At 37.5% G+C, this 6,132-nt stretch carries 4 protein-coding genes; all 4 read left to right on the top strand.

Annotated elements, in window-relative coordinates; genetic code table 11:
- Nucleotides 1-694: 694 nt before the first annotated feature.
- Nucleotides 695-2,383, top strand: a complete 1,689-nt coding sequence (locus EA412_00770) for an AAA family ATPase (GenBank protein ID TVR83645.1) — start codon at nucleotides 695-697, stop codon at nucleotides 2,381-2,383.
- Between the two features lie 239 nt (nucleotides 2,384-2,622).
- Nucleotides 2,623-3,687 (top strand): hypothetical protein, encoded by a 1,065-nt coding sequence (locus tag EA412_00765; GenBank protein TVR83644.1) that lies wholly within the window; start codon nucleotides 2,623-2,625, stop codon nucleotides 3,685-3,687.
- Between the two features lie 191 nt (nucleotides 3,688-3,878).
- Entirely contained in the window at nucleotides 3,879-4,187 is a 309-nt protein-coding gene (locus EA412_00760) for a hypothetical protein (GenBank protein TVR83643.1), read from the top strand.
- Nucleotides 4,188-4,437: 250 nt separating this feature from the next.
- Nucleotides 4,438-5,559: an ATP-binding protein gene (locus tag EA412_00755; GenBank protein ID TVR83642.1), complete on the top strand. Its 1,122-nt coding sequence runs from the start codon at nucleotides 4,438-4,440 to the stop codon at nucleotides 5,557-5,559.
- Nucleotides 5,560-6,132 lie beyond the last annotated feature (573 nt).

Here is a 6,132-nt window from a genome sequence, read left to right as displayed (position 1 = left end):
TTCAGTATTTGCCTTATTGATGGTGTCCGTAGCGGGGGCGCTAAAGGACAGGACACTCTGTATTGGTTGGTGAAAAATGAGCGAGACGCTCGATTAAATGATGGTCTTAGCGAGACGCTAAGACCAGGTAGGGGATGGGCAACCATCCTAACGCTTGGTTATCACGCTGAGCAATAGCTCAGCGTTTCCCTGTTATCAGGAGATGCTTCCTAACGTCAGCATGACAGGCAGGGATGAGCGGGGAAACCTTCTACCAGCAGATCACTTCACTTCAAGCATGCCCGCATGGCTTTGCTCTTGAAGTTCGCGATGACGGTGTGGGGCGAGGTCGCAGCCCGGAACTATCTGAAGTCAGTTGGCAATAAGTGCTGCTTCATTTGGTACCCAGTTAATCGCCAAAAGGTATGGTATCTTAGTTAGCGTTTTAACTATGGTAAGTAAGCCCAACCTGTCCTTAATGCCCTCTCTTGAGGTAACAAATTGTGATCTCGAATTTTTAGACAGTACATCCTGCAAACCTGCGTTTCTTTATGCATCTTGCAGCGTATGCATATCGGAATTCCTTTAAAAAATTTTGAAATTTTATTAATTTCAATGCGTAAATTATTTTATAGCCGGAGGCTGTTCATCTGATTTAGTCGCTGGAAGCAAGCAAAGGCAGGGCTAATGTTATGAAATTTTGAAGTAAAATAAATTGAATAAAGAAGAATTACATAAAATATTAAAACACGGAGAAGGCATTCGCATTGAGTTTAAAGAAGCTCAAAATGGTGTACCCTCATCTGTTTATGATACGGTTACTTCTTTCTTAAATAGAGATGGTGGTATCATTTTATTGGGAGTTGATGATGATGGCAATGTTTTGGGGTTAGATAATCAAAACTTAATGAGCCTTAAGCAGGATATCGTAACAGCACTTAACAATATTGATGTATTGAATCCTCCTTTTCCATTGGCAGTAAATGAGGCAAGTACTCAAGGACAAAAAATATTATACATCAGAGTTCCTGTAAGTTCTTTTGTGCATAAGCATGCAGGTGTTGTTTATGACCGTGAAAATGATAGTGATTTTAGAGTTACAGATGAAAATCGAATTGCTGAGATGTATGCGAGGAAGCGTAATGTTTTTACCGAAAATCAAATCTTTTCCAGTCTAAAGATTCAAGATTTGGATAGTACGCTTTTTGACAAAGTAAAGTCACGTATTGCTCTGGTAAATAGTAATCACCCTTGGTTAGAGTCAGGTTATTCAAATAAACGAATTTTAAGAGATGCTCGCTTTTTAAGAAGAGATTTTACCACTGGCCAAGAGGGCTTGACTTTGGCTGCTGCATTGGTTTTTGGAACCAATGAAGTGATTGGAAATATTTTGCCTGCTTACAAAATTGATTTACTTGTAAGGCGTGAGAATATGGATAGGTGGGATGACCGGCTGGTTTTAAAAACCAATCTATTGGATTCTTACCTCAAAGCCTTAGAGTTTATAAAACAAAAATGGCCTGAAAAATTTTATCAAGATTCTGAAGGAAGAAAAGATTTAAGAGAATTAATTTTCCGTGAGTTGATTGCCAATGTTGTTGTACATAGAGAATACAACAATGCCGCACCAACTGAGATTATCATTTTTAAAGATAAGGTTGAAGCGACCAATCCAAACAGAACCAGGTTTAGAGGTCATTTGAATTTAGAAACTTTTGAAGCCGAACCTAAAAACCCTAATATTCGTGCATTTTTCAACGTCCTAACATGGGCAGATGAGATTGGGTCAGGTATAAAAAACATGAATAAGTTTGTAAAAATATATTCCGGAGGGGCTTCACCCATTTTTATTGAAGATGAACCCTTTAAAAGCATAATCCCGATGGTTTCAACTAAGTTGGGAGATCGCTTTGTTCTTTATCTTCATTTAACTCAACAAACCGAAAAAGAATTGGGGATTGAACGAATAAATAGTTTGAAAGACTTTCCGATTAATCTGGATTTAGAAATGATGAATGATTTAAACGAACTCGCCATTTTTTTAGTGGGGGGTTGGGAGAAAAAAAGTAGGGAGCTTGATAAAGTTAGATTCTTGATAAATGATAAGGCTTCTCTTGATAATTTAAAAAAAGTAGGGAGTTGGGAAGAAAAAAGTAGGGATCTCCTTAAGAAACGAGCAAAGGTTTTATTGAGTACTTTATTATGGACAATACAGCCCATAGGCTTGGAAGATTTGGCAAAAAATTTAGGATACAAAAGTAAAGAACGTTATAGAGATGATTATGTAAAGCCTCTAAAGGATAATGTCTTAATTGAATACACACTTGAGCAAGCAAATCATCCAAATCAACAATATAAAATTACGGAACGAGGTATCCACTTTTTAATAGGTAACCCAATTTAAAAAGTGGGAAATGTCAAAGAAAAAAGTGGGCAGTAAATTGTTAAAAGAACAGAAGTTTTATATCGACTCTCACCTTTAGTGCCCTCACTACGGACAAGACAGCCCGAACGGAACACGCCCAAATTAAACCATATACTTACAAATTGAAAAGATATTTTAAAAATTCATTTTTTTTCCCTACCTATTGTACTTTCTTTTCACCGGCAATCACCCTTTTTTAAACAAAAAACCGCACAACTATGCCCATTTTTACCATACCCGGTATTCGTTATATTTTTCCTAAAGAGGTCATCAGGCAAAAGTATTTTGGAGGTGTTGATCAATTTCGTGTTGATTTTGATTTAACCGGTGATGAATATTTTGACACCTGCTATGATGACGAATTGTATTCTGTATGGATGAACTTTGAGGATGCTCAACGGCATCACTATATCACTTTACTTCAATTGAGAAACCTGCATTATGATGAGGAAGCGAAAAGGTCAGATGATTTTGCCATCTACTTTGTAAATTATGATGTGAGCCGCCTGGTATGGGAGGTTGACTGGCTGGTTTTGTATAAATGGTATTTCAGACATGCCAACTGTGTACTGGATGATGCGCATAAAGCCATGATGTTTAATCACATGGATTCGATTGAAGTGGGGAATACGGTTATCTCAAATAAATCATTTATCAAGCCGATCAGAAAGCGGGATTTAGACTACAGCTTATCTCCCGCAAAAATAAGACATTTAGACCCTGATGAATATAAAGAAATAGATGTGGGTGGCAAGATTTGGATGGACAGAAACTTAAATGTTGACAGGTTCAGAAATGGCGATCTGATTCCGCATGCAGCATCTGATGAAGCATGGGCAAAAGCGGTAGAAAACAAAGAGCCGGCCTGGTGTTATCCGCTTAATTTTCCAAAAGCCACAAAACAATACGGTAAATTGTATAACGGCTATGCGGTCACCGATCCGAGAGGCCTGGCACCGGAGGGCTGGCGCATTCCGAATGACACAGACTACCTGAATCTCATTTCATTATACGGGAGTACATCCGGTGGTTCTTTGAAAAGTATTGAATTCTGGGAAAAGGGTCATTTACATACAAATGAAAGTGGTTTTTCCGGCTTGCCTGCCGGTTTCCGCTGCGATGATGGGAGTTTTGCATTCTTCAGCGATTCCGGCTATTATTGGAGTGCTGCTGAAGGATTTCCGGATACTGCCGATGCTTTAGTAATGTCTGCTCATGACCGGATAGATATGCTAAAAATAGAACTGAGTATTGGCCTTTCGGTGCGTTGTGTGAAGGAATAAAGGATAAATGCCAGGTTCCAAAAAAGTTTGGAGGCAGTTATCGTTTTTGTGTTAATGAGATAACTTTAAAAGTTAGCAGCCGCTGTTCGGGATTTGCAATCCCGAACTTTCAGTATTTGCCTTATTGATGGTGTCCGTAGCGGGGGCGCTAAAGGACAGGACAGAAAAAGAGTCACAGTAGAAACCCTTTAATTTTTGGCCTTTTTGTGCGTATAAGTATGGTGGGACAGGCAGGTTCAGGTATTGGCCGCATGAAAGACTTAATGAAAGAATCAGGCCTCGCTGAACCGGAATTTCACACCGATGGCATGTTTACAATATGCCTTAGCAGACCTATAAGTTCGGGAAAAAGTTCGGGAAAAAGTTCGGGGAAAAGTTCGGGGAAAACTGTGGAAATCATTCTCAATGCCATGGAAACCGATCCTAAAATAACAGTAAAAGAACTTCAAGACAAAACAGGACTTTCAAGAAGAGGGGTAGGTACCACATCGATAAATTAAAAAAGAAAAAAAGAATTGAACGGACAGGCCCTACAAAGGGAGGTAGCTGGAAGGTTTTGTTTTGAAGAAAATAAAAAGCTACATTATATATAATGACAATAATCGATAAAATAAAAGGCATTATAAATCAAAATAAGCGTAAAAACCTGGTGTTCTATTTTGATGCGGACGGTTCTTTTTAGGATAAATGATAATTATAGGAACTTAATTCCTATAGTTTAGTGTTTTTATAGGAACAGAACTCCTACAAATGTTAAACAGAGCAATTCAAATTCAGGATAATCTTGAAAAAAACAAGGTATTGATAATCTACGGGCCAAGACAGGTAGGTAAAACAACCTTAGTAAATGCATTTCTAAAAAAAACCTCTCTGCAATATAAGTTCTTTACGGGAGACGATCTTGTATTTTCAAATGATTTCAGTAAGTGCGATCTTAACCTGATAAAAAAGATGATTGGAAATACTGAATTGCTTGTTATAGATGAGGCGCAAAAAATCAACCTTATTGGGCAGGCACTCAAACTTGTTGTTGACCACATTCCCGGTATTTACGTGATTGCAACCGGTTCATCATCTTTTGATCTTGCAAATGAAACGGAAGAACCATTAACAGGGAGAAAAAACCAGCTTAACTTATTCCCGGTATCCATTTTGGAGTTACTCCATCATCATACAGAATATGAAATTGAGCAAAATGTTGGAGACTACCTTGTTTATGGCTCATATCCGGAAGTCGTTACTTATAATACTTTTGAAAAAAAGCAACAGCGGATAACTGAAATTATGAATGCTTATCTGATTAAAGATATAATGGAATTTCAGAAAATTAAAAGAGCACAAAGCATTTTAGACTTGCTCAGATTGCTGGCTTATCAAACCGGAAGTGAAGTCTCTACTCTTGAATTGTCTAACACTTTAAAAATTGATAACAAAACAGTTAGTCGCTACCTTCAATTACTGGAAAAATCATTTGTCATATTCAGCTTGCAGGGATTTTCAAAAAACCTCAGAAAAGAAGTGACAAAAATGAAAAAATATTATTTCTATGATATTGGTATTAGAAATGCGTTGATCTCCAATTTCAACCGAATAGAAACGAGAAATGATGCCGGACAGTTATGGGAAAACTTCCTGGCAGTTGAAAGGAAAAAGCGTAATGCATATAAAATGATACCAATGAATTATTATTTCTGGCGTATTTATAATGGAAAAGAAATAGACTGGATTGAGGAAAGGGATGGTAATCTTTATGGTTTCGAATTCAAGTGGAGAGAGAAAAAAGTGAAAGCACCTAAATTATTTACAGAAACTTATCCAAATGCAACTTTTGAAGTGGTTACCCCGGGCAATTTTTTACATTTTGTAAGCTAAAAGAAAAGGTTTCCACAGTGGATTTGCAAAAAAAACTTAAGGAAATATGTCAATAGTTCAGGTGATGTTATAAGAATTAAAAGTATAGAAAATTGTTATCGACTAAATCTGCCATAATTTTTGTTTTGAAAAATAATCCTCTAACATATACTGCTCCCTTTCTGTCGCATACGAGCATGTGACACGTTGTTCCACGGTCTGTCGTAGTTTTGACCTGCGCACTTAGAACGTAAAATACAAGACCCAAGAGACCAAATTCCAAGAATTCTAAAATTTAAGGACGGCAATTTTATTAGCGCGCTATTAAAAGGGAAAACCTAAAAAATTTCCGTCACTAACTCGACTACCATAAATTTTGGGTTTTGTACATGCTCCCAAGTCGCGTGTGGTAATCCCACCGCTGTTCGGGATTTGCAATCCCGAACTTTCAGTATGTGCCCTTATTGATGGTGTCCGTAGCGGGGGCGCTACGGACAGGACAGGGCACGCCCAAATTAAACTGTTTTATGCAATTGCTTTTCTGTTTGACAAAATCTACTTTAAGTTCGAAAAAGCCAAAATAATTTAATATGA

It is taken from the genome of Chitinophagaceae bacterium, from assembly GCA_007695095.1.
Lineage (GTDB): Bacteria > Bacteroidota > Bacteroidia > Chitinophagales > REEL01 > REEL01.
The sequence above is the reverse complement of the archived record's forward strand: the minus strand, read 5'-3'. Positions and strand labels throughout refer to the sequence as shown.